Below are 21,762 nucleotides of genomic sequence, written 5' to 3' on the forward strand. Positions count from 1 at the left end.
AATTGGAGCCGTTGATAGTGATAAAAGGTGCGAAAAAAATCATTCGAAACAAAACGATTCTTCATTTGGATCATTTTACTGCGGATGCTGGGGATCTTGTGACTGTAGTTGGAGAGAGCGGAGCAGGTAAAAGTACGTTATTGAATATATTAGGATTGAATGATCGGTTCAGTTCAGGACAATTCTATTTGTTCGATCAAGAGACGAAACAATTAACTGGAAGAGAGAAGCGCTTGATAAAAAGAAATACCATATCTTTTCTTTTTCAAGATTTTGGGTTGATTGAATATGAAACGATCGATTTTAATTTAGATATTGGATTGAAGTTTTCGAATTTAAATGCTTCGGATAAACGAACAGCAAAATATGAGGCATTGAAAAAAGTAAATATAAACAAGAAGCTAAGTACGCCTGTCTACACATTATCTGGTGGTGAGAAGCAAAGAATCGCCTGTGCGAGAGTCTTATTGAAGAATAGCAAAATCATTTTAGCCGATGAACCAACTGGATCATTAGATAAACGACATAAGGAGCAAGTCGTTGAAATCTTATCGCAACAGGCTTCCCAAGGTACGTTAGTTATCGTGGTCACGCATGATCCATATCTGTCCAAAATACGAAACAAGAAGATCATGCTTTAGGAAACAAATGAAAAAACAACCTTTTTTCCAATAAAAACAACAAAAAAATGTCTGAAAAATCGGACATAAAAGAGTCTATTTTTAAGATGACAACAGCGGTAAAGAAAGAACAAAAATGATAGCACTTGTTCTAAGGATTCACAGTTTTGCCAAAAGCATAACGCAAGATAGACTTGAAAAACGATAACAAAAGAAGTAGTATATTAAGGTGTGATATGCTACTTGACATTTATTCTGCTGAGCGAACTTTCTGGATGGTATAGACTTCTATCTATTCAGGCCGTATCAAGCAGATTAGTAGAGGTGTTCTAGATGTTTCTCATCTTGAGCACCTTTGTTTTTAGCAATTCGCAAAAAACGAAAGTAGGAGAACAAATAAATGAAGAAAAGATTTTTAGCACTTGCCATCGTACTAGGCGCTGGTTTATTGTCAGGCTGTACGAATGCTGGTGAAAAAACAGCCGTTAGTTATAAAGGCGGCACAATCAGCGAACAAGAAGTAATGGATAGCTTGAAAAAAATGCAAGGAGCAGATTCCACTGTGCAACAGTTGATCGTTTATCAAGTATTTGAAGACAAATACGGAGATGACGTATCAACTAAAGAAGTCGATTCCCAATATGATCAAACAAAGAAACAATTGGGTGATTCATTTGATTCACAATTGAAAACTGCAGGTTACACTGAAGAAACATTCAAAGACAGTATCAAACAAAGCTTAGCCTTCCAAGAAGGTCTAAAGAAGCATATCAAATTGACTGATGAAGATCTAAAAACGGCTTGGAAAACTTTCCATCCAGAAGTAGAAGCTCAAATCATCCAAGTAGCAAGTGAAAACGATGCAAAAGATGTGAAGAAAGCTGCTGATAAGGGAGACGATTTCTCTAAATTAGCTAAAGACAAGTCAACTGATACTACGACAAAAGAAGATGGCGGAAAAGTAAAATTTGATTCCACTACTACAACGGTTCCAACAGAAGTCAAAGAAGCAGCTTTCAAGTTGAAAGACGGTCAAGTTTCTGATGTGATCACTTCTACTAATACCTCAACTTACGCGACAGAATACTACGTGGTCAAAATGGTGAAAAACCAAAATAAAGGCAACGACATGGATAAATACAAAAAAGAATTGAAAGAAATCGCGACAGACACAAAATTAAGTGACAGTACCTTCCAGAATAAAGTGATTGGCGAAGTATTGAAAGACGCTAATGTAAAAATCAAAGACAAAGACTTTGAAAATGTTTTGAGTACATTCACTTCAGATTCCAGTACAGCAAGTAGTAAATAAGCAGAATAAATAAAAAAGTATGAACTATTTAAACCAATAAAACTGTTCATCTAAATCTTTTTATTAGAACTAAATCAACAGTAGTTTCATTACTACTTGATTTAGTTTTTTTTATTTAAACAATTCTTTGTTTTAGTTGGAATTCAAGATAGCCACCCTAGATATTTCTCTGTATAATCTTAAATAAAGAAAACGATATCAAAAAATATACGTATAAGTAGATAAATGGAGTGATTTTGCAAATTTCTTTTATTTCTAGAAGTTATTCACGTATAAGGATTGGTTTTTCACACAAATAAAAAGGCAGGAAGTACAATGAATCATTTGTATATAAAATATATTCATCGATTTTCCGTTTTGGTGTTAGGCACCCTGATTATAGCAGGGATTGTAGCATTTATTATTCAAGGCCATGAAACGTTAACGATACATCAAGAGTTTTTCAGTTATGCATTTGGTATTCCTCTTATCGCTATGAGGTTTGACAACAAAAATTGGAAGAGACGCTATTACATTCTCCTGCTATTTTTGTGCTTTTATCTGCCACCTAAAATTTTCAGTTTGTTAGGTGTCTATCAAATAATATTACCTTTTCGTTCTTATTTTGCTGTATTGAGTGTTCTCATTTTGGTTGTTTTTATGTTTTATCGTTTTAAGAATTCTGACCCACCTAGCAAAGTTTAGATGAGTGGGTCAGGATTTTTTGAGTGAATCGATAGTATGAATTGAATTTTTGTAAGCAAAACAACTTTTATGATGGGATAAGTGTATCTAGTTTTTTCTGTATAGCCAGTAAATCTGATAAAGTAACTTGTGCGTTGATCAATAAAGTTTCGGTAGATCCTTCTAATTCTGTGATTGGCGTGGTACTCAAACAAAAATCATAATTCTCTTCTTTCAGGGAATGGCTGACCTCAATTGGATAATAGCTTTGGAAAGTAGTCTGGATTCGTTCAATGATCCCTTGCTCAATCGTAAAAGGTAAGTCGGTTTCAACTTTTATTTTTATTTTGTTTGAGAAACTGATAGGTCTGGCGACCATAGACCAAGCAACCGCTACATGTAAGGATAATCCATCTTGTTTATCTGGTTCTTTCGAATAGATCTTGTTTCTCTTCACTAATTCTTCCGATTGTTGTAACAAACCGGTGAATTTGAGAGATAAATATTCTTTTAGATTATAACCAGTTAAGGAATAGTCCATTTTTCCAAACATTTCTACAGAGAGGATACCTGTATATAATGTCACAAAAATCATTCTTTTCTTTTCTTCATCAACCAATCCAGTATCGGTTTTTTTTATTAATTGCGGATAAAGTGACATGATTTTTTCTATTAGAGTGCTATCATTTCTATGAGTATCGATATCAGCCAAACAGTCAGTATTTATGTTTTTTTGATGGAAATCAGCACGTGAATACAGCCATAAAAAAATAAATTCGATATTTGATCTATCTAAATGGTAATGGGCACTTAATTTTTCCGCTAATATATTTTTAATAGATTGCATATTCTTCATATCTGATGGTGATACTGGCTGTTTGACAAAAGGGAATCGATCAACGACAGAATGTATTTCCTCATCGATCTTCAAACCTTTGCGTGTTCTTAGAATCGTCACAGCCAATACATAACAGGAAAGTTTTAATTCGATTGTGTTAACAGTAATCTGACATTCATGGTAGATTTCCGTGACGATCTTTTCACATTTTCTTTGAGATATACCCGTAAAAGGCCAATGCAAGCCAGAAAAGACCCGCCAAAAAAAAGCCACCATAAAGAAGCGTATACGCATCTCTTTACCGATTAAGTGAACGGTACCTTTTGATTTCTTCAAGGAAAAGTCCATGGGTTCAAGCAGAGATGCTAACTCATGCATTCTTTTCCGAACACTTGATTCAGAAACAAAATTATCATAGGCGAATTTTGCGATGATGATCTCATTATCAAGTAAGAGAGTCTCAAGCAATTCAAAAAAAGGATTCGATTGAAGGACTTGTCTTGATAGGATCTTATAGTCTTTTTTCGAGCCATTGAATTTATAGCCTTGTCCATGCTTAACTGATAAAACTGCCATATGTTCTTTCTTTGTCATATAGGGTTTGTTCAACAACAAATCATAATATTTATAGACTGAGCGTCGATCCATTTTTAGACATTCACTGATTTCTTCTGTTCCCATGAATCGTTTGTTCTTGTATAAAAGCTTTAACAGTTCTAGTTCTTTCTTTGTTTCATTGCCAAAAAAAGAATGAAATACCTCCATTATTTAGACTCCTCGCTACATATATTCTATTATTGTAAATCATAGCATATGTTTTGTACCATTTTGTACTTTAATTGTACGATTTATTGTCTGTTAAAGTACTAGAAATCCTCTATACTGACTTCTAATAGTGAATAAAAGGGAGGAGATTGAATAAAGATGTGTAATAGAATAACTAAAACGAACCTGGCTAGCATGTTGATGATAGTGTTTAGTTTAGTTGCAGTGTTTTTTGGGGGAGACACATTTGCCGAAACAAATGCTTTTCATTATCAAAACAACGCAGAAGGGGAATTTTTGACAAATGGGGTAAAAGAAGGCGATACGTATAACTATGACTATGGGAATGCACCTGAAGCAAATTTTGATGAAGAAGATTATATAAATTATGAAAACAGCGCATTTGTAAAAAAATCTGTAAAAAAGGCAGAAGGAATACAAGGATTATTCGATGTAACATTAGCTATCAAGGGAAATCAATTAAAAAAACCAATTGACCTAGTAATGGTCATTGACTATTCTTCTTCGATGACGGGCGAAAAATTATCAAACGCACTAAAAGGCTTACAAGAATTTGGTGAAGAACTTGATGATTCCTTAGAAAGTGGGAACATCCGTATTGGAATCGTGGCATATAATCGCTTTGTTTATTCAACAGATGATTTTTTGACAGATATCAATCAACTGGAGTATTTTTTGAGAAATACAGCTGAAAGTCATACGGGAACATTCATGCAAAAAGGATTGCTGGAAGGCCAATCACTTTTAGAAGAAAAGAGCAGACCAGAAGCAGAAAAAATGTTGGTGCATATCGGAGATGACAGTGCTAATCGAAGTTATCTCCCTAAAGAAACTGCACAAGTATTTCATAATTCAGGAGAAATTGTGGATTATAACGGGTACCATACGGATCAATATGTCACAGAATTCCAAACGGACTCAGAAAAATATCAAACAAGCGGTAGTTCGACAGATCCAAATGCGGTTTCTGTAAGCAGTTCTCTTATCAATGATGCGACATTAGGAACAATCATTTCGATAAAAAATGCAGGAATCAAATGTTATTCTGTAGCAACAGCTCCTTCATCGCGAGGCGAATATATAGGCAGAAATCTAGCTTCTTCCCCAAATAATTATTTATCGATTGATGAGAATCTGACTGGCCTTGGAAATGCATTGAAGGAAATTGCGAATGGAATGGATAAAACAATTGTTAATGGTACAGTTACTGATCCAATGGGGAAAGATATCTTGCTGCAGGGAACTGGGGCATTTGGTCCTTCATATTATCAGCTGCAAGGTTGGAGTAAAGAAGAAAACGGAGAATGGCAAGCGGATGAAACTGTTCTAGGGAAGACTGAAGTGACTGAGAACGGGCAGATCATCAAACTAAATCATCTTACATTGGGAAAAAATGAAAAAATCACTTTTACGTATCAAATACGATTAGCTACGGAAGCAGAAGCCTTCAAAGGTGAAACATGGTATTTGTGTAATGGACGGACGACTCTTGATCCTTTGAACAATGGAGAACTTCTCGATTTTCCTATACCATCAATCAAGGCACCTACTGTAAAATTGAATATCAAGAAACAGTGGAAGAATATAGAAACTAATCATATACCAACTTCTATCCAATATGTCATCAAACGACAAACTGTTACCAATAATGAAAGCTGGATCACCTCAGACCCACTGACGTTATCTAAAGAAGAGGATTATGCAACTTCAGTCTATCAGGTACCCATTGCAAGTATTTCCTCTAGTTTGCCTCTTTACAATAATAACGGTGAGAATTTTATTTATAGTGTAGATGAGATAGACGTGCCGGATGGATTCACGTATGAGGTGATAAGTGATAGAAACAGTTTCACGATTATCAATACATTAGAAGAAACAGAGCCAAGTACGACAGAGCCAAGTACGACAGAGCCAAGTACGACAGAGCCAAGTACGACAGAGCCAAGTACGACAGAGCCAAGTACGACAGAGCCAAGTACGACAGAGCCAAGTACGACAGAGCCAAGTACGACAGAGTCAAGTACGACAGAGCCAAGTACGGCAGAGCCAAGTATGACAGAACCAAGCACAACAGATAAGCAAATAATTATTGCATCTCAAGACTCGTCTAACGGTCCTGATAAGCAATTGCCTAAAACTAATGAAAATAAGAAGAGCTCTGTTATACTCACAATTATTGGTCTGTTGGCAGTAGTCACTAGTGGATATGTACTTATCAAGCGTAGAAACTAATCATAAGAAACATTAAAGCGATACTTCATCACAGCCTAATTTTTTTCTTTATGCTATCGTTATATTAAAGAAATCAATGAGAAGGGAAAGAAAGTGATGAAAAAAGTTTTATTAGTGGTAAACCCCAGCTCAGGCGGTGAACAAGCAAAGGAATTTGAGCAATTAGCGATAGCAAAATTGGAGTCGGTGTTTGATGAAGTGGTCGTCTTGCATACAAAAAAAGCAGGAGATGCAAAAAACTTTACTCGCGAGGCGGCTGTGGAAGGGTATCATAGTGTATTTGTCATGGGCGGAGACGGAACAGTCAACGAAGGAATCAGTGGAATCGCTGAACAAGAACATCGGCCAAATTTCGGCTTTTTCCCATTAGGTACGGTGAATGATTTGGCTCGAGCATTAGGGATACCGCTAGAACCTGAGGAAGCGATCAATCATTTTTCGATTGAATCAGTCAAACCATTGGATATTGGAAAAATAAATGATGACTATTTTATGAATGTCGTTGCAATTGGCTCTATTCCTGAAGCAATCAATGATGTAGATGCGGAGAAGAAGACGAAATTCGGAAAACTAGCTTATTTCATGTCAGGAATCAAACAGTTAGCTTCCACACAATCCTACTCGTTTCACGTAGAAGTTGATGGAAAGAAGGAAGAGATTGAGAGTAGTACCCTACTGATAGGACTAACTAACTCAGTTGGCGGATTTGAGACATTGCTTCCAAATGCAAAAGTGGATGATGGTAAGCTCCATTTAGTTTATTTAAAAGATTCTTCTTTGATCGATACGCTTAAAACATTGCCAGACCTATTAAAAGGAGTAGATGAATCAACGAAAAATCTAGCCTACCTTACTTGTGAGCAATTAGTTGTGTCATTAGCTGATGAGGAAGAATTGACGACGAATGTTGATGGTGATGAAGGGGACAAATTACCTGTAAATATCAAAGTATTGCCCTCACATTTACAGGTTTATTGTTAAAATGGAGGTTGTGACCGAGGAGTTGGCGGGAGAACACCGCTTGTTCGGGATAAGGGACTGTGACAAGACTTTTGTCACAGCCTTTTTTTTGTACAAAAAAGAAATTTACACCTAATAGAAAAATTTTTCCATAAAAATACATATTTTAAATATGAAAGTACAATTGGAAATAGATTAAAACGATAAAATAAAATTGTCAAAACGTCAGAGAGGATGGTGGAGAATGAATCAATGTGTAAAAAAGCTGATTGCGTCGATTTTGTTTGTCTTCCCTCTCTTGATGGTGACATCCGTTTTTGCCGATGTAGAGAAAACAAACGAATCAACGCAATCAGAGAATCAAAGTTTTGACAAGACTACTTTTTCAGAAGAATCGATTACTTCTGAAACTACAGAATCTCAAAGTGAGGCTTCTACTAATAAAAGGCAAGAAGAAAATAAGACAAGTGAGACCTCAGAAGTAGCTGAACAAACGTCTGATAGCAGTGAAGCGGCACTGGCAAGAGCTGTTTCAGCGGATGGGTACAGCGAAGCTGCCACAACAGAAGAACTGGCGCAGCTTCTCGCAGACGAATCAGTAACTAAGATCCGACTGACTCAGCCTTTGACTTTAGACAGGGAATTAGAGATCAAACGAGATATCGTTATTGATTTTGGTGGATTCGCTCACAATTTCGGCACACACCATATTTATATCAATGAGATACCTCAGTCGATCGAGTTCCAGAATTTTAAAGGAACAGCTGCACATCCAGGTGGATTGACACCAAATATCGATGGAAATGCCATTATCATTGCTTATATGACCGATTTTTGGGGAAGTAGATATCATTTTACGGGAGAAATAAAATTTACCGGGACACTTGATTTGTATGATGGGTCCAAATTAGGACTGATTTACGCTCCTCGTGCAACTGTCACATTAGATGGTGTTTCCGGTGTGTTGGATGTCCAACCAGTGAAGGAAGGACTGAATGCCGCTCCGGGTAAAGCCTATTTTTGTAGAAGCTATCAATTGAATGTGATCAATGGTAGTCAACTTTATGGACCGTATCTAGGGAAATTCTACGGTTTTCTAGATTCAGGAGATGAGACTGGTAGTGGAAAAACAGCGCCAGGAATCCATATCTTAAGCGGTTCAAAGGTCTCTCTTGATTATGATCGGGCAGATGGCGTTAGCGATGAAGGAGAGGCAGTCGATACGCTACCTGGTAATGTCACGTTTGAAGTCAGTGGTTCGGGAAGCGAATTTTCGGTAAATACAAAGATCAATATTACCAACGACAACAATCGCGGAATCATCCAAATGAGGGGTTCAGGATCGAAAGTCGCTGTATCGAATGGTGGAAAAATCACCATCAATACAGCAACTACTGGCGGATTTCGTTTGCAAGGAGATTCTAGTCAAATCCATGTATCAAGTGGTGGTCAAATCTCGGTCAAAATGGCTGGAGATGACGATCAACCCGGGAACAATGGGATGCGTTTTGTAGGAAAAGGCCTTTCTTTGATCGTAGAAGGAGCCGGATCAGTTATCGACATCGATAAGCAGAGTGGACGTTCCAGCGCAGTTCGTTTTGAGAACGGTACGCAAAAGCTGACAGTAACCAATGGAGGTTCATTGAGGGTGAGAAATGCAGGGGATGGCAAATCTTACGTGAACAGACTCAATCAAGGAAACCAAGCAATCCAATTTTATGACGCTTCTGGTTTTCTAGAAAGTCCAGGTTCAGCTGATTTTACAGTCACTGGAGAAAAATCAAATATCGATATACGCGCAGATTCCGGAGCAACTGTAGATACAACTGGAGATATTGATTTAAATTTTACGGCAGGTGAAAAAACTTATTTAGTCATGGTTGGGAAAACAGGGGAAGATAAGACCGGCATCATCAGTGGGGATGTGTTGAATGTGGACTTAGAATCTCCTACCTATTTTGATTTCCAAAACAAACGGATTGGAAGCGAGACCAATGGCATAGGCGGCTGGGTATTCCAAGGAAATGGAGATTCTTCTTTAAAGATCGCCCATTCAGAAATCGCTTTATGGCGAAAAACAGGCGCAACATTCGATAACTTTGAAAAAGACCCGGATTATTTTTCTGATATGACAGACTTATCAATCAATGGGACCGACTTAGGCAATTTCGTATCAAGCCCTAGTGCAGGTTTAACAAATGAATTTGCTCAGACAGGTGCCGGAATGAAAAATTATAATCGAATCAGTGCCAATAATCAGCTCCCGATGATTGAATCCTTAAGAGTGCCAACGAATGCAGATAAAAAAATCTATGGGCATGTCGTTGTTCCCGAAGGTGTCGAGGCAAAGCCAAGAGATGCTTGGACAGGCGAAGTAGAAGTGACTTTACGTATTACTTACGCAGATACGACGAAATCACCTGTAGAAATTACTGCTCTCACGCAAGGACAAACAGATGAAAATGAAGGGGCAGGATATAACCCATGGGGAGAAGGCGAACAAGGCGGCTTGTTCGAAGTTCAAGTACCCAATGATGAGAGATTAAAAACGGGGGATCAAGTGCAAGTTGTTGCTGCTAAAAAAGTAAGAGGCGGCCAAGAAGTGACAGAACTGGACTCTGCCAAAACGACAGTCGATGTCATTCCTCCTGAGCCTGCTAAATTAAGTACCACATTGATCAATGCAGCTTCTCGCTCAATCACAGGTACAGGCGAAGCAGGATCCTTAGTTTCATTGAAAAAAAATCAAGCTGTTTTGTCAGAAACCATTATTGATGATACAGGTAAATTTGTTCTTTCTATCCCAGAAAATCAGCTTTTTGCAGGAGACGTATTAGAAATCGTATTAAACGACCAAGCAGGAGAAGCTGCTGCTAAGGGTGTGCAGAACAAGCCAAGTACCAACGATGAAATCGGGAATCACAATCCAAGTGATACGCCAGTTGACTATCATGATGCTCCGCCTTTTGCGCCTGCTGCGAAGATCGTAGTAGAAGGTGGTCTCTCATTTCTTGCCCCTTCCAAACTCGATTTTGGACAGATCAAAGCAACTGGGTTGACGCAAGAAGCATTTGGCCAAATGGATGGGCAGGAAAAATTATGGATTTATGACCAACGAGAAACAAAAAGTCCATGGAGCTTAACAATAAAACTATCTCAGCCCTTTACAAACGATTCAGGATTTTCTATGCAGGATGTCCTTTATTTCGAGAAAGGCGAGGAGTATCAATTAGTGAATGAAGAAGAACTGGAAATTGTCGAAGGACAAAATTCTACGAATGCGCAAGCAGATTATTCAGAATATTTAAATAACGGTCGGGCGTTTAAACTTGTCTTAACCAAAGAAAATCAGATAGCTGGTGATTACTCAGCAGAGATGACATGGACATTAGCAGATGCGCCGACAGAATAAAGATCAAGGAGGATGATTGATGAATCGAATATGGAATAAAAGTCATCGAAACAACTGCTCTTTACTTCTGATCCTTCTCCTTGGATTCATCCTTTGGCAGACACCTGTCCATGCCTCCGAATTCAATTTTGCGGTAGATTTTGAATTGCCGGCTAATCAGATTGATAAGAACAAAACATATATAAATGTAAGGATGGAGCCTGGGAAAACACAGGAAATCCCCTACACGGTCTTTAACCGAACAGATAAACCAGTAACAGTTGAGACATTGATCCACTCTGCTACGACGAATTCAAACGGTGTGATCGAATATGGAGAATCAAAAAGTAAATTAGATGAAACATTAAGTTATGATATGAAAAACTTAGCAAAAACAGTGGGAGAAATAACTGTTCCTCCTCAAAGTGCGGTCACTGAGACACTTTCACTGAAAGCTCCAGAAAAAGAGCTGGCTGGTGTGGTCGCAGGAGGGATCACGTTTCAAGAAAAAAAAGAGAACGTTTCTAACAAAAGTACAGTTGGTGTCGTCAATCAGTTTTCTCAAGTGAAAGCAATCTTGATTCGAAATAGCGAAAAAGAGTCTTCCCCAGATTTGAAATTAAAAAAAGCTTATGCGGATCAAAGCGATGGAAGAAATGTGATTAAGGTGAATCTTCAAAATCCAAATGCTTCATATATGTTCAGCTTGACTACATCGGTTGAAATCTACAAAAAAGAATCAAAAGAACCTTACCTTTCAATAAAAAAAGAAAAAATAGATGTAGCACCCAATACAAATTTTGATTTACTTGTCCCATTAAAAGGAAAAAAATTAGCTCCGGGACATTATCAAGCGGTTGTGAAGGGTGCTTGGAAAGAAAAACGCTGGAATCTTCATACTGATTTTGAAATAACTGATGATGCAGCGGACCAATTGAATGAAAAGGATATTGATTTAAAAAATCAGCCAGAAACATTTGACTGGCGATGGCTGATACTTGTTGGAGTCATTCTTATTGGCTTATTTGCTGGATTATTTATTTTAAAAGAAAGAAGGAAAAAGAAATGAAAAAAACAATTGCATTAAGTACCGTTCTAGCTGGAAGTCTATTATTATATACGCAAAGTGTTTTTGCTGAGAATAAGAGCTCAGCCACTACAGAAGGAACGATTTCTGTAACAAAACCAGATGCCGCAAATCCTGAAGACGTCGTTCCGGTTCCTCCTGTTGATCCAAATGATCCCGATACGCCATTTACACCTGATGAACCAAATCAGGGAACATCCGGATTACTGACGATTGACCAAGCCCCAGATCTTGATTTCGGAACAATCAAGTTAGGCACAGCAAAAACAGTATATGCTGCATTACAAAGCGGAACGGACAGTACTGGGGCACCAACACAAGTACAGAATTTCGTACAAGTAACGGATAAAAGCGGAAATTATGCCGGTTGGAAACTATCAGTCAAACGAACAGAATTTATTGGAACAACATCTGATACGAATAAACTAACTGGATCAAAGGTGAAATTCAAAAATGCTGTGATTCGAAATAGCGCAACTAATAGCAGTGGAACCCCATCTACCATTTCTGGAACTGGCGCTGAAGGAATCGAGATCCCAGCAGATCAGGCAGTAGATCTAGTAACTGCAGGGGCAAATGAAGGGATTGGCACATGGATTTATTCACTAGGGGAAAATGCGGAACAAGGGAGACAATCAGTGGAATTATTTGTTCCTGTATCCAATTATGCCGTAGACAACTACGTTTCAACATTTACATGGTCGTTAACAGATGCGCCTACAGAAGAGGAAGCGTAAAATCATATCAACGATTTCAGGGAGTGGGCCTTTAGTTGGCTCCACTCCCTGAAATCTGCTCTGCTTACTTCGCAGCTCTCATTCATCAGCTCGAAGCAGTTTGCTGGAAATCATGGAAACGTTCCTTTGTCTTTTCAAAGATTTTCCGACCAACGAGTAAGGAATCACCGTTGAAAAATTCTAACACATAATGAGCAGAATCGATTTTCTGCAATTGTGATAAGTTGATACAGTAGGATTTTAAAAGTAAAAAGTAAGTGTATTTTTCTAACTCTATCTTCAACTGTTTTAATGAAGTACTTACTAGTTTATCTTCTGTCGTTGTTTTGACCATAACTTGATTTTTCAATCCTTTGATACTTTCAATATATAAAATTTCCCGAGGATATAGGACGAGACTCCCGCCTTTTTGATCAATGAAGATTTTATCGACATTTACAATCTGCTGTTCTTTCCAATTGATTTGTTCTAGCACTTGATGAATTTGTTCAGATAAATTCCTGTCTTTTCTGATATATCCAATCGGAAGGATTTTCCGGTTGATGATATCTACTGCAAAGTTCGTATAGGCGGTGAAAAAAATGATATTGCTATGAGCATTTTTTTTACGTATTTGTTCGGCAACATCAATACCTGTGAGTGATTGCTTCAAGTCGATATCGATAAAGAAAACATCGTGATTATCAATAGTGCCCAACTGGATCAACTGATTGATTTGGGAGATGGAAGTGAGCTGCACGATATTCTCGATATGATGATTGACCAATTCTTTGATGATCCATTCGCTGTGAAACTGGTTATCTTCTATGATAAAATACTTTTTCATATGCAGGCTCCTATCAAAAAAATATGTGTACATGATGAAACAAAACAATGGAGGAATAAGATGTTCGCAACAGTGACACTTTATTTGACCTTTACTTTGATTTTAGATTTAGGTATTTATTTATTCTTTTCGAAACAGCTGCTAGTAAAAATCAGCTTTGGTTGTTTAGCTTTGATGGCGCTGATAATTTTTCTTCCTATTCCTAAAGTAAGTTTTCCTTATTTAGTTGGCTTATTATTAATGCTTCTCTTTTATTCTACTACGAAAAACCTATTTATCAGCTGTTTAATCAGTAATCTTTTTTTTGCTATCACTGGGTTCAGCTTTTTTCTGGTTTTTGACTTGCTAAATTATTTAGGAAGAGTACACCTCGGAACAGCAAGTATTCTTGCACTGCTCGTCGCATATCTTTTCTACCTATTAGTAAAAAGTATAGACAAACGGACGAAATTTCTCAACTTGCTTTTTACTTATCCAACCGAGCATTATTTTGGCTGTATGTGTATTTTATTAAGTTGGATCGTGATTTTCTTGGTATTGGGAAGTGTACATTTTCGTTCCTCTGATTATCTGCTTTTGTCCCTTTTATCGATTGTGATCAGCTTTTTTTCGTTGCTTTTTTCTATTATGTTGATCAGCTTTCAAGTAAAAGAAAGACAGCATCAGGAATCACTTCAACTGTATCAAATAAACGAAGAATATTACCATCATCTAGAAGAATTCAAACATGATTATAAGAGTTTGTTGTTTTCATTAAAAAGTACTATTCAGGAAAACAAAAAAGAAACATTGAAATTTTTAGAAATCTTAGAAAACTATTCTGCAGCTATTTTGGAAGAACCGCAAAAGCAACAGCTGACAAAGATTTTATCGCCAGTTGTTAGGGGCGTCTTTTTAGAGTTTCTAGAAAAAGCAGAATCGGAGAAAATCCCGATCCAAGTAGTTATTCCTGTCGAAGTGAAAACCATCCCGATTGATCTGGTTGTTTTTATTCGCTGTTTATCTATTTTTATTTCTAACGCATTCGATCATCGTGTAGCCAATCAGAGTCCGATTACGATCAATCTGCTGGAAGAAAAAGAGGGATTACGTTTTAGTATAGCGAACAAGGCAAATCCGACGAATTTGACGCTAGCGGAAATGGTCCAAAGAGGTAAAACCTCTAAAAAAAATGGCGGATTAGGTCTATACAGTGCGAAAAAAATGTTGGATGCTTACGAAAATGCAGAACTAAAAATCGATTTTTCAAAGCAGAATCACTGTTTCTTTGTAGAAATGTATCTGGCGACCAGAAACAGTGAATCAGTCTGCTGACTTAAAATCGCGAAGAACAGCTTGAACAAAGATTAAATATAAAGGGAGTTCAACAACACAGTTTATTCAAAAAATAAACATAAACAAACAGAAGCGTGGTGACCGTTGTCACCCTTCTGTTTGTTTTGCTATATAGTTAAACAAAGTAGTTGACACTTCCGCTACTTAGTAATACTATATTCGTATACTTCGTGATACTAAGTAGATAGGAAGAAAAGAGGGAAAACAATGGAAAAGATGATTACTGTGACAGATTTATACAAGTCTTTCTCAGGAAAAAAAGTGATAGATGGTGTGAGTTTTACAGTTGACGAAGGCAGCATTTTTGCTTTGCTAGGTACAAATGGTGCGGGGAAAACAACGATCGTCAAGATGTTAGCTACTTTGCTTACACCGGATAAAGGACAGATCCGTATTGCTCATTTCGATGTGGCAAAACAAGGAACCCAAGTCCGTGAACGGATTAGTTTGACGGGACAATTTACTGCAGTAGATGATGTGCTGACTGGTAGAGAAAATTTAGTGCTTATTGGAAAGCTTCGCCACTTGAAGGATCATAAGCAGCGGATTGATGAATTATTACACACGTTTGATTTACATGAAGCAGCTGATCGCCCAGTGCATACGTATTCCGGAGGGATGAGAAGAAAACTGGACTTAGCGATGAGTTTGTTGGGGGATCCGACCGTTTTGTTTTTAGATGAGCCGACAACAGGTCTGGACCCACAAGCAAGAGCTTCTTTATGGGAAACGATCAGGAATTTGAGAAAAGCCGGTGTGACTGTCTTTTTGACGACACAATATTTAGAAGAAGCAGATCAATTGGCGGATCAAATCGCTATTTTGGATCAAGGGAAGATTGCACTTCAAGGAAGTGTAGCTGAGGTCAAAAAATATTTACCGCAAGGAACGATCGAACTGACTTTTGCAGAAGAAGAAACATTCCAAGCCGCATATCGACTGGTAGGCGGAGAAAAGAACGAAGCATTATTGTCTTTATCGATCCCGACTGACAACGATGTTCAAAAAGTAACAGAGATTCTTACTTTACTTCAGCAAAACAAGATCGAAGTTCTGGAATTTGCACAAAAACAACCAACATTAGATGATGTCTTTTTCTCAATCATCAATCAGACGAAGGAGGAAGAAAAATGAACGTGATCCAAGACACGATGACACTAACAGGAAGAATGATGAAGCATATGACGCGAAGCGCTGATACGATTATTACGGTCGTAGTGATGCCAATCATGATCATGCTAGCGTTTGTTTATATATTAGGAGGAGCAATGACCATATCTGTGGCTAGCTATAAAGGGTTCATTCTCCCAGCCATCTTGCTAATGACAGTCATGAGCGGTGTGGCTTATACAGCTTTTCGTTTGAATAATGATGTGACTACTGGGATTTTTGAACGATTCCACTCTATGCCGATTGCTAAATCTGCTATTTTGAACAGTCATGTTGTCACAAGTATGCTGTTTAATTTATTGTCCGTTGCTCTTGTTTTATTCAGTGGGGTCTTGATTGGTTTTCGGCCAAAAGCGGATATTGGCGAGTGGTTATTGGCACTAGGGCTTTTAGTACTTGTAACCTTAGCTATGTCATGGATTGCTGTATTTTTTGGGCTCATTGCTAAAAGCAATGAAACAGCTAGCGTCTTCTCTTATTTGCTGATGGGGCTTTTATTTATCAGTTCCGGCTTTGTACCTACAGAAACGCTGCCGCATGCTTTACAAGGGTTTGCTGACTATCAGCCGATAACCCCTATTATCAATGGACTCCGTTCACTCATGAGTGCTGGAAAAGTACCTGATGATTTATGGACGGCTTTTGCTTGGAGCATTGGGAGTATCGTAGTTTTTCAATGGTTGTCGGTTTTCGTTTATCGCAAAAAACAAAATTAACAGCTTAAATGATTGACGTGTCAATGATTTCAAAATATGATGAAAGCGAATATAGCGAAAGTACAGGTGAAAAAATGAACGGAATTACGGAAATGTTAAAAGGAGTCCTAGAAGGGATCATACTGGAAATCATCGATCGTCATGAGACTTATGGATATGAAATCACCAAAAATTTACAGGAATACGGGTTTGAAGATATCGTGGAAGGAACTGTCTATACGATTCTTTTGAGATTGGAAAAGAAAGGATTAGTTACCGTTACGAAGAGAAAATCTTCTGTAGGACCCATGAGAAAATTTTATTCTTTGAATGAAGCTGGAAAGCAGGAATTAGAATTATTTTGGAAACGCTGGTCTTTTATTTCAGGTCAAATCGAAAAACTAAAGGAGTACAAAGAAAATGAGCAATAAAAATTTGGTTGGCTATATCAAAAAAATGATGGAAGACAAAGCGGAATATCGCGAACAAATGGCTCGCCTGAAAAAACTTCCTGCTGACTATCAGATCGTCTACAATGAGATACAAAAATTTCTTTGGGAATTTACCGCAGGGGATGGGATGGATATGTTGTCAGCGATGTATGAGTTGCTTGACTTTTTTGAAGAAGGTGCTTCAAATGGTCTTCCTGTCTTAGAATTGGTTGGAGAAGACGTAGGACAATTTGCAGAAAACACGTTACATGAAATCCAGGCGAAGACAAGAATCAATGAATTGAAAAGAAAAATGAATGAGCGGATCGCTAAAAAAATGGAAAAGTTATAAAAGGAACTGTGACAAGTTTTTTGTCACAGTCCTTCATACTGATTTTGAAAGATTATTTGTTTTTCTTTTCTTGATTCAGTAACCAGAAAACTAAAAATACAGCAAGTAAAACGATAACAGCACCAAATAAAGGAGCATAAGTGACACCAATCGTTTTAGTCGTTTGTGCGCCAACAAAAGAACCGAATGCAATACCAATGTTGAAAGCAGAGATATTAAATGCAGAAGCAAGCGTAATATCCTTCGGTGTATATGTTTCAGCTAATTGTACAACATATAATTGTAGACCCGGAACATTCATAAAAGAAAATAGCCCTAGAACAAAGGTAGCTGCTGTAGCAAAGAACAAGTTCCCGCTGAGAATCGTTCCAAATAAAAATACTAAAGATAAGGATAACAAGATAAACATGATACCTAAAGCTTTTAATGGACGTCGGTTCGAAAAATGACCACCGATTGTATTACCAATAGCGACCATTACGCCATAGATAATCAACAAAATAACGACAGCTTCTGATGAATAACCGATTTTGTCTTCAAGAATCGGAGTCAAATAGGTATAAGCAGCAAATGTTCCTCCGTACCCAAGAGCTGTGATCAAAAAAGAGCCCACTAAAAATTTATTTTTAGCTATCCGAAGAATCCCACCCAGATCGACAACTCCTGGTATTGGGAGATCTTTTGGGATGAGCAATAGATTGGCGAGTAGACCGATAGCTCCAACGAAAGCAATAAAAAGAAAAGTCATATGCCAGCTTGTTTGCTGACCGATGAATGTCCCCAAAGGAACACCGGTAACGGTTGCGACCGTTAGTCCTGTAAACATGACAGCAATCGCACTTGCACGTTTGTCAGGAGAGACGACTTCAGCGGCAATGACACTTGATACAGACATAAAAATCCCATGAGCAAGTGCGGATACGATTCTTCCAGCTAGCAATAAAACAAATACCCCAGAAAAAGCAGCCAGCAGATTCCCAATGATGAAAACCACCATGATTGCTGCCATCAGCATTTTACGGTTCCATTTTCCTGTTAAAATAGTGAGTAAAGGTGCGCCTACTGTCACACCAATCGCGTAAAGAGAAACCGTCAGCCCTGCTTGAGCCAAACTGACATGAAAACTATCAACGATCAAAGGCATAAGCCCTACGCTGATAAATTCTGTAGATCCAATAGCAAAGGCATTGATTACCAAAGCCATAAGCGTAAAAACTGGTGAAATTTTTTTATTCAATTTTATTTCCTCCTCAAATTTTTCTGACAAATAGAGAATATAGACCTTCATCCTTCATTCGTGAAGTACCGACTTTTTTGTATGATAGGCACTTTTTGGTAACAAATGTGAACCTTCAAACGTTTCAGCATTTGAAAAAATTCTTGTTTTTTTCAAAATATAGTTCCTTTTTTGGTCAAAGTATAAAAACCGCAGAGGAAGAGACTTTGTTAGTTCACAAAATGAAAGGAGCATGCTATGATACGATGCGTATCTTTTTTAAGGAGAGATAAAAATGGAAAGAATCTATCATATTGGCGTCGAAGCAACATTGGAAGTCATCGGAGGAAAATGGAAACCGATTATTTTATGTCATTTAGGTAATGGTCCCATTCGCCCGGGTGAATTACGGAAGAAAATCCCTACGATCACACAAAAAATGCTGACCCAGCAGTTAAGAGAGTTAGAACAAGATGGTATTGTCCATCGAAAAATCTATAACCAAGTCCCGCCTAAAGTAGAATACTCGCTCACTGAAGAAGGAAAATCATTAAGAGAGATTCTAGTAGCGATGTCTGTTTGGGGAGAAGAACGTATCGAAAAACAAAAAGCCTCAGGGGAAGAAGTCACATTACTGCATACACATGGTGGCTACCTAAATTACTGATTTTCTATGACATTTATTTTAAATAAAAGAAAACAGGAGTTTTTTAAAAAGCATCATCTATTTTTTATGTAAAAAAATGGTATGATTAATCAAGTAAGAAATGATTGGAAGAAGGCAAGCAAATGAATAGTATGGAAAAAGTCAACCAGTTTAGAGATGAACGTAATTGGCGACAGTTTCATAACGAAAAAGATTTGGCTATCTCTATTTCTTTGGAAGCATCTGAATTGTTAGAACTTTTTCAATGGAAAACGCCGGAAGAAGTAAAAGAAACACAATTAGAACGAATCAAAGAAGAACTGGCAGATGTATTGATCTATTCATACATGATGGCAGACAATCTTCAATTGGATCTAGATGAGATCATTGAAGAAAAATTGATCAAAAATAATTTGAAATATCCTGTAGAAAAAAGCGCAGGTGTACGAAAAAAATACACAGAGTTGTAGAAATGTGTCATTCAGCTGTTGGAAAGAGCACAAGGAAAACAGTAAAATGAGACTGGAGGGGGAGAAGATGAAGAAAAAAGGAAAAGCAAAAAGATGGCTAGTCAATATCCTCTTGTTCCTCTTGTTATTAGTAGGACTAGCTTTGATTTTCAATGAACAGATCAAAGACTATCTTGTCAGATTAACAGGAGACAGATATGCTATAGCGAATGTAACGAAAGAAGATTTGAAGAAGAATAACGATAAAGATGTCAGTTTTGACTTTGACGCAGTAGAACCAATGACAACAGAAGGAGTGATGAGGTCACAAATGAGCGGAACAGATCTGCCAGTGATTGCTAGTATCGCAGTACCTTCTGTTTCGATCAATTTACCGATTTTCAAAGGCTTGGATAATACTTCACTGCTTTACGGTGCAGGAACGTTATCTCCAGATCAAGAGATGGGAAAAGGAAACTATGCTTTAGCAAGCCATCGTGCAACAAATCCCGAATTGCTGTTTACACCGCTGGAAAATTTGGAAATGGGTGCCAAGATCTATTTGACGGATTTAGAAAATGTGTATACATATAAAACATTTTTTAAAGAAAAAGTTGCTCCTACAGATACACAATTATTGAACGAGGTCGAGGGAAAAGAAATCGTCACGCTGATTACTTGTGGCGACATGGATGCCGTCACGCGACTCGTTGTACAAGGAGAACTGGAAAGTGTCACACCGATGAAGGATGCGACCGATGATATGAGAACTGCTTTCAATCTAGAGACAAAAACATTTTAGGATACTGGGACATAAGTCGTTACAGATCAAAAACAGCCAAAGGATATGAATCGATAAGGAAAAACCGATTTGCTGAAAAAAGAGGAACGCAAAGAGGTGCATCTCTGATTTGGTTGTTTTCTAGATAGACTTGTGTTCCAGTTTCTTTATTTTTTATATGAAAAGGCTTGCATAAATAAAAAATCGATGGTATGATGATTTTGAATAAGAAATGGATTGTTACTGTACGGCAGGCAAAACCAGAATTCAGCTAAGAAACAGTAGGCGAATTCTAGGTTTTTTTATTTTTCTTGAGAGGGCGAAGCAAAATGAAAATTGATAAAATTTTGAATAACAATGTCGTCATTTCGAAAAATGGATTCGGGGAAGAAGTCGTTTGTATGGGAAAAGGATTAGCTTTTCAAAAAAAGATTGGGGACGAGATTTCGCCAGAAGCGGTCCAAAAAGAATTTGTGTTAAGAGATTCTTTTGCTAAAAACCAATTCCAACAGCTGATGGCTGATATTCCGGCAGAGGAGATCGAATGGGTCAAACAAGTAGTCGAACTGGCTGAAGATAAACTAAAAGTTGAATTTTCGCCTAATATTTATCTGACATTGACCGATCATCTTCATTATGCAATCACACGGGCAAAAGAAAATATCCAACTGCCTAATCCATTATTATTTGAAACAAAAAAATTTTATCCGAAAGAATATCAAGCAGCGAAAGAGGCTCTTTTGTTCGTGAAACAAAAGACTGGTGTGGAACTTTCTGAGGATGAAGCCGGTTTTATTGCCTTTCATTTTGTGAATAGCCAACAAGGAAACGAAGACATGCAAGTGACGATGACCGCTACCACAATGGTAAGAGATATACTGAGTATCATCAGTAAATTCTTCGGCATCGTGTTCGATGAAGAATCTTTGAATTATCAGCGTATCATTACTCATCTACAGTTTTTTGCCCAGCGTTATCTCAAAGGGGAAGGATCTGACGAACAAGATGAATTTCTCTACGCATTAGTTCAAGGAAAGTATCCAAAAGCGTTTCATTGTGTCGAACGGATCAATGAGTATCTTCGACAAACGCAAAAACAGGAAATGGGAATCGCAGAGCAGATTTATTTAACGATCCATATTCAAAGAGTAGTAAGTGAGAAAAAAAGCATCCAATCATAAGGATTGTTACTGTATGGCAGGCAAAACCTGGATTGAAAAAATAGGTTCACGAAT

The 21,762-nt window shown here is 37.6% G+C and carries 20 protein-coding genes; 17 read left to right on the forward strand and 3 right to left on the reverse strand.

Features of this window, described 5'->3' with window-relative positions; all coding sequences use genetic code 11:
* Nucleotides 1–2 precede the first annotated feature (2 nt).
* From AB3I00_RS05305 to AB3I00_RS05315, 3 genes are all read left to right on the forward strand, one after another.
* Nucleotides 3–641, forward strand: coding sequence for an ABC transporter ATP-binding protein (locus AB3I00_RS05305; RefSeq protein ID WP_368024862.1), 639 nt, complete (start codon nt 3–5; stop codon nt 639–641).
* Between the two features lie 379 nt (nt 642–1,020).
* Nucleotides 1,021–1,932: a peptidylprolyl isomerase gene (locus AB3I00_RS05310; protein ID WP_024634852.1), complete on the forward strand. Its 912-nt coding sequence runs from the start codon at nt 1,021–1,023 to the stop codon at nt 1,930–1,932.
* 315 nt (nt 1,933–2,247) lie between these two features.
* Nucleotides 2,248–2,616 (forward strand): hypothetical protein, encoded by a 369-nt coding sequence (locus AB3I00_RS05315; RefSeq protein ID WP_070770442.1) that lies wholly within the window; start codon nt 2,248–2,250, stop codon nt 2,614–2,616.
* A gap of 67 nt (nt 2,617–2,683) precedes the next feature.
* Here AB3I00_RS05315 and AB3I00_RS05320 read toward each other — a convergent pair whose 3' ends face one another.
* Nucleotides 2,684–4,198 (reverse strand): helix-turn-helix domain-containing protein, encoded by a 1,515-nt coding sequence (locus AB3I00_RS05320; RefSeq protein WP_368024863.1) that lies wholly within the window; start codon nt 4,196–4,198, stop codon nt 2,684–2,686.
* Between the two features lie 159 nt (nt 4,199–4,357).
* Between AB3I00_RS05320 and AB3I00_RS05325 the strand changes: the two genes are divergently transcribed.
* The 5 genes from AB3I00_RS05325 to AB3I00_RS05345 all read left to right on the forward strand — a co-directional run bounded on the left by AB3I00_RS05325 (nt 4,358) and on the right by AB3I00_RS05345 (nt 12,626).
* Nucleotides 4,358–6,451, forward strand: coding sequence for a VWA domain-containing protein (locus AB3I00_RS05325; RefSeq protein ID WP_368024864.1), 2,094 nt, complete (start codon nt 4,358–4,360; stop codon nt 6,449–6,451).
* A gap of 96 nt (nt 6,452–6,547) precedes the next feature.
* A complete protein-coding gene (locus tag AB3I00_RS05330) occupies nt 6,548–7,432 on the forward strand; it encodes a diacylglycerol kinase family protein (RefSeq protein WP_002340946.1) in 885 nt (294 codons plus the stop codon).
* A 223-nt stretch (nt 7,433–7,655) separates the two neighbouring features.
* Nucleotides 7,656–10,823: an Ig-like domain-containing protein gene (locus AB3I00_RS05335; protein ID WP_368024866.1), complete on the forward strand. Its 3,168-nt coding sequence runs from the start codon at nt 7,656–7,658 to the stop codon at nt 10,821–10,823.
* A gap of 19 nt (nt 10,824–10,842) precedes the next feature.
* A complete protein-coding gene (locus tag AB3I00_RS05340) occupies nt 10,843–11,871 on the forward strand; it encodes a DUF916 and DUF3324 domain-containing protein (protein WP_368024868.1) in 1,029 nt (342 codons plus the stop codon).
* Nucleotides 11,868–12,626 carry a WxL domain-containing protein gene (locus tag AB3I00_RS05345; RefSeq protein WP_010724408.1) on the forward strand — a complete coding sequence of 253 codons (759 nt, stop codon included), beginning with the start codon at nt 11,868–11,870 and terminating at the stop codon, nt 12,624–12,626. The genes AB3I00_RS05340 and AB3I00_RS05345 overlap by 4 nt, the downstream gene beginning before the upstream one ends.
* 85 nt (nt 12,627–12,711) lie before the next feature.
* Here AB3I00_RS05345 and AB3I00_RS05350 read toward each other — a convergent pair whose 3' ends face one another.
* Nucleotides 12,712–13,452, reverse strand: a complete 741-nt coding sequence (locus tag AB3I00_RS05350) for a LytTR family DNA-binding domain-containing protein (protein ID WP_070770438.1) — start codon at nt 13,450–13,452, stop codon at nt 12,712–12,714.
* 60 nt (nt 13,453–13,512) lie between these two features.
* On the opposite strand from AB3I00_RS05350, the gene AB3I00_RS05355 reads away from it, so the two are divergent.
* The 5 genes from AB3I00_RS05355 to AB3I00_RS05375 all read left to right on the forward strand — a co-directional run bounded on the left by AB3I00_RS05355 (nt 13,513) and on the right by AB3I00_RS05375 (nt 17,435).
* The gene (locus AB3I00_RS05355; protein ID WP_104764136.1) at nt 13,513–14,766 is read left to right on the forward strand and encodes a GHKL domain-containing protein; all 1,254 of its coding nucleotides are present in this window, start codon (nt 13,513–13,515) and stop codon (nt 14,764–14,766) included.
* A gap of 228 nt (nt 14,767–14,994) precedes the next feature.
* Entirely contained in the window at nt 14,995–15,921 is a 927-nt protein-coding gene (locus tag AB3I00_RS05360; RefSeq protein ID WP_070770436.1) for an ATP-binding cassette domain-containing protein, read from the forward strand.
* A complete protein-coding gene (locus AB3I00_RS05365) occupies nt 15,918–16,673 on the forward strand; it encodes an ABC transporter permease (RefSeq protein ID WP_104764135.1) in 756 nt (251 codons plus the stop codon). The genes AB3I00_RS05360 and AB3I00_RS05365 overlap by 4 nt, the downstream gene beginning before the upstream one ends.
* 74 nt (nt 16,674–16,747) lie before the next feature.
* Nucleotides 16,748–17,083: a PadR family transcriptional regulator gene (locus tag AB3I00_RS05370; RefSeq protein WP_002308273.1), complete on the forward strand. Its 336-nt coding sequence runs from the start codon at nt 16,748–16,750 to the stop codon at nt 17,081–17,083.
* Nucleotides 17,073–17,435, forward strand: a complete 363-nt coding sequence (locus tag AB3I00_RS05375) for a DUF1048 domain-containing protein (protein WP_002339072.1) — start codon at nt 17,073–17,075, stop codon at nt 17,433–17,435. The genes AB3I00_RS05370 and AB3I00_RS05375 overlap by 11 nt, the downstream gene beginning before the upstream one ends.
* 52 nt (nt 17,436–17,487) lie before the next feature.
* Here the strand turns inward: AB3I00_RS05375 and AB3I00_RS05380 are convergent, their stop codons facing one another.
* Nucleotides 17,488–18,672 carry an MFS transporter gene (locus AB3I00_RS05380; RefSeq protein WP_104764134.1) on the reverse strand — a complete coding sequence of 395 codons (1,185 nt, stop codon included), beginning with the start codon at nt 18,670–18,672 and terminating at the stop codon, nt 17,488–17,490.
* Between the two features lie 274 nt (nt 18,673–18,946).
* Between AB3I00_RS05380 and AB3I00_RS05385 the strand changes: the two genes are divergently transcribed.
* The 4 genes from AB3I00_RS05385 to licT all read left to right on the forward strand — a co-directional run bounded on the left by AB3I00_RS05385 (nt 18,947) and on the right by licT (nt 21,708).
* Nucleotides 18,947–19,318 carry a helix-turn-helix domain-containing protein gene (locus AB3I00_RS05385; RefSeq protein WP_070770432.1) on the forward strand — a complete coding sequence of 124 codons (372 nt, stop codon included), beginning with the start codon at nt 18,947–18,949 and terminating at the stop codon, nt 19,316–19,318.
* 122 nt (nt 19,319–19,440) lie between these two features.
* Nucleotides 19,441–19,767 (forward strand): nucleotide pyrophosphohydrolase, encoded by a 327-nt coding sequence (locus AB3I00_RS05390; protein WP_002291148.1) that lies wholly within the window; start codon nt 19,441–19,443, stop codon nt 19,765–19,767.
* 67 nt (nt 19,768–19,834) lie between these two features.
* A complete protein-coding gene (locus AB3I00_RS05395; RefSeq protein ID WP_038398462.1) occupies nt 19,835–20,548 on the forward strand; it encodes a class A sortase in 714 nt (237 codons plus the stop codon).
* Between the two features lie 308 nt (nt 20,549–20,856).
* Nucleotides 20,857–21,708, forward strand: coding sequence for a BglG family transcription antiterminator LicT (gene licT / locus AB3I00_RS05400; protein ID WP_002291144.1), 852 nt, complete (start codon nt 20,857–20,859; stop codon nt 21,706–21,708).
* The last annotated feature ends 54 nt before the right edge of the window (nt 21,709–21,762 follow it).

Origin of the sequence: Enterococcus sp. C76, assembly GCF_040886985.1 — a bacterium.
Taxonomy (GTDB): Bacteria; Bacillota; Bacilli; order Lactobacillales; family Enterococcaceae; genus Enterococcus_B; species Enterococcus_B lactis.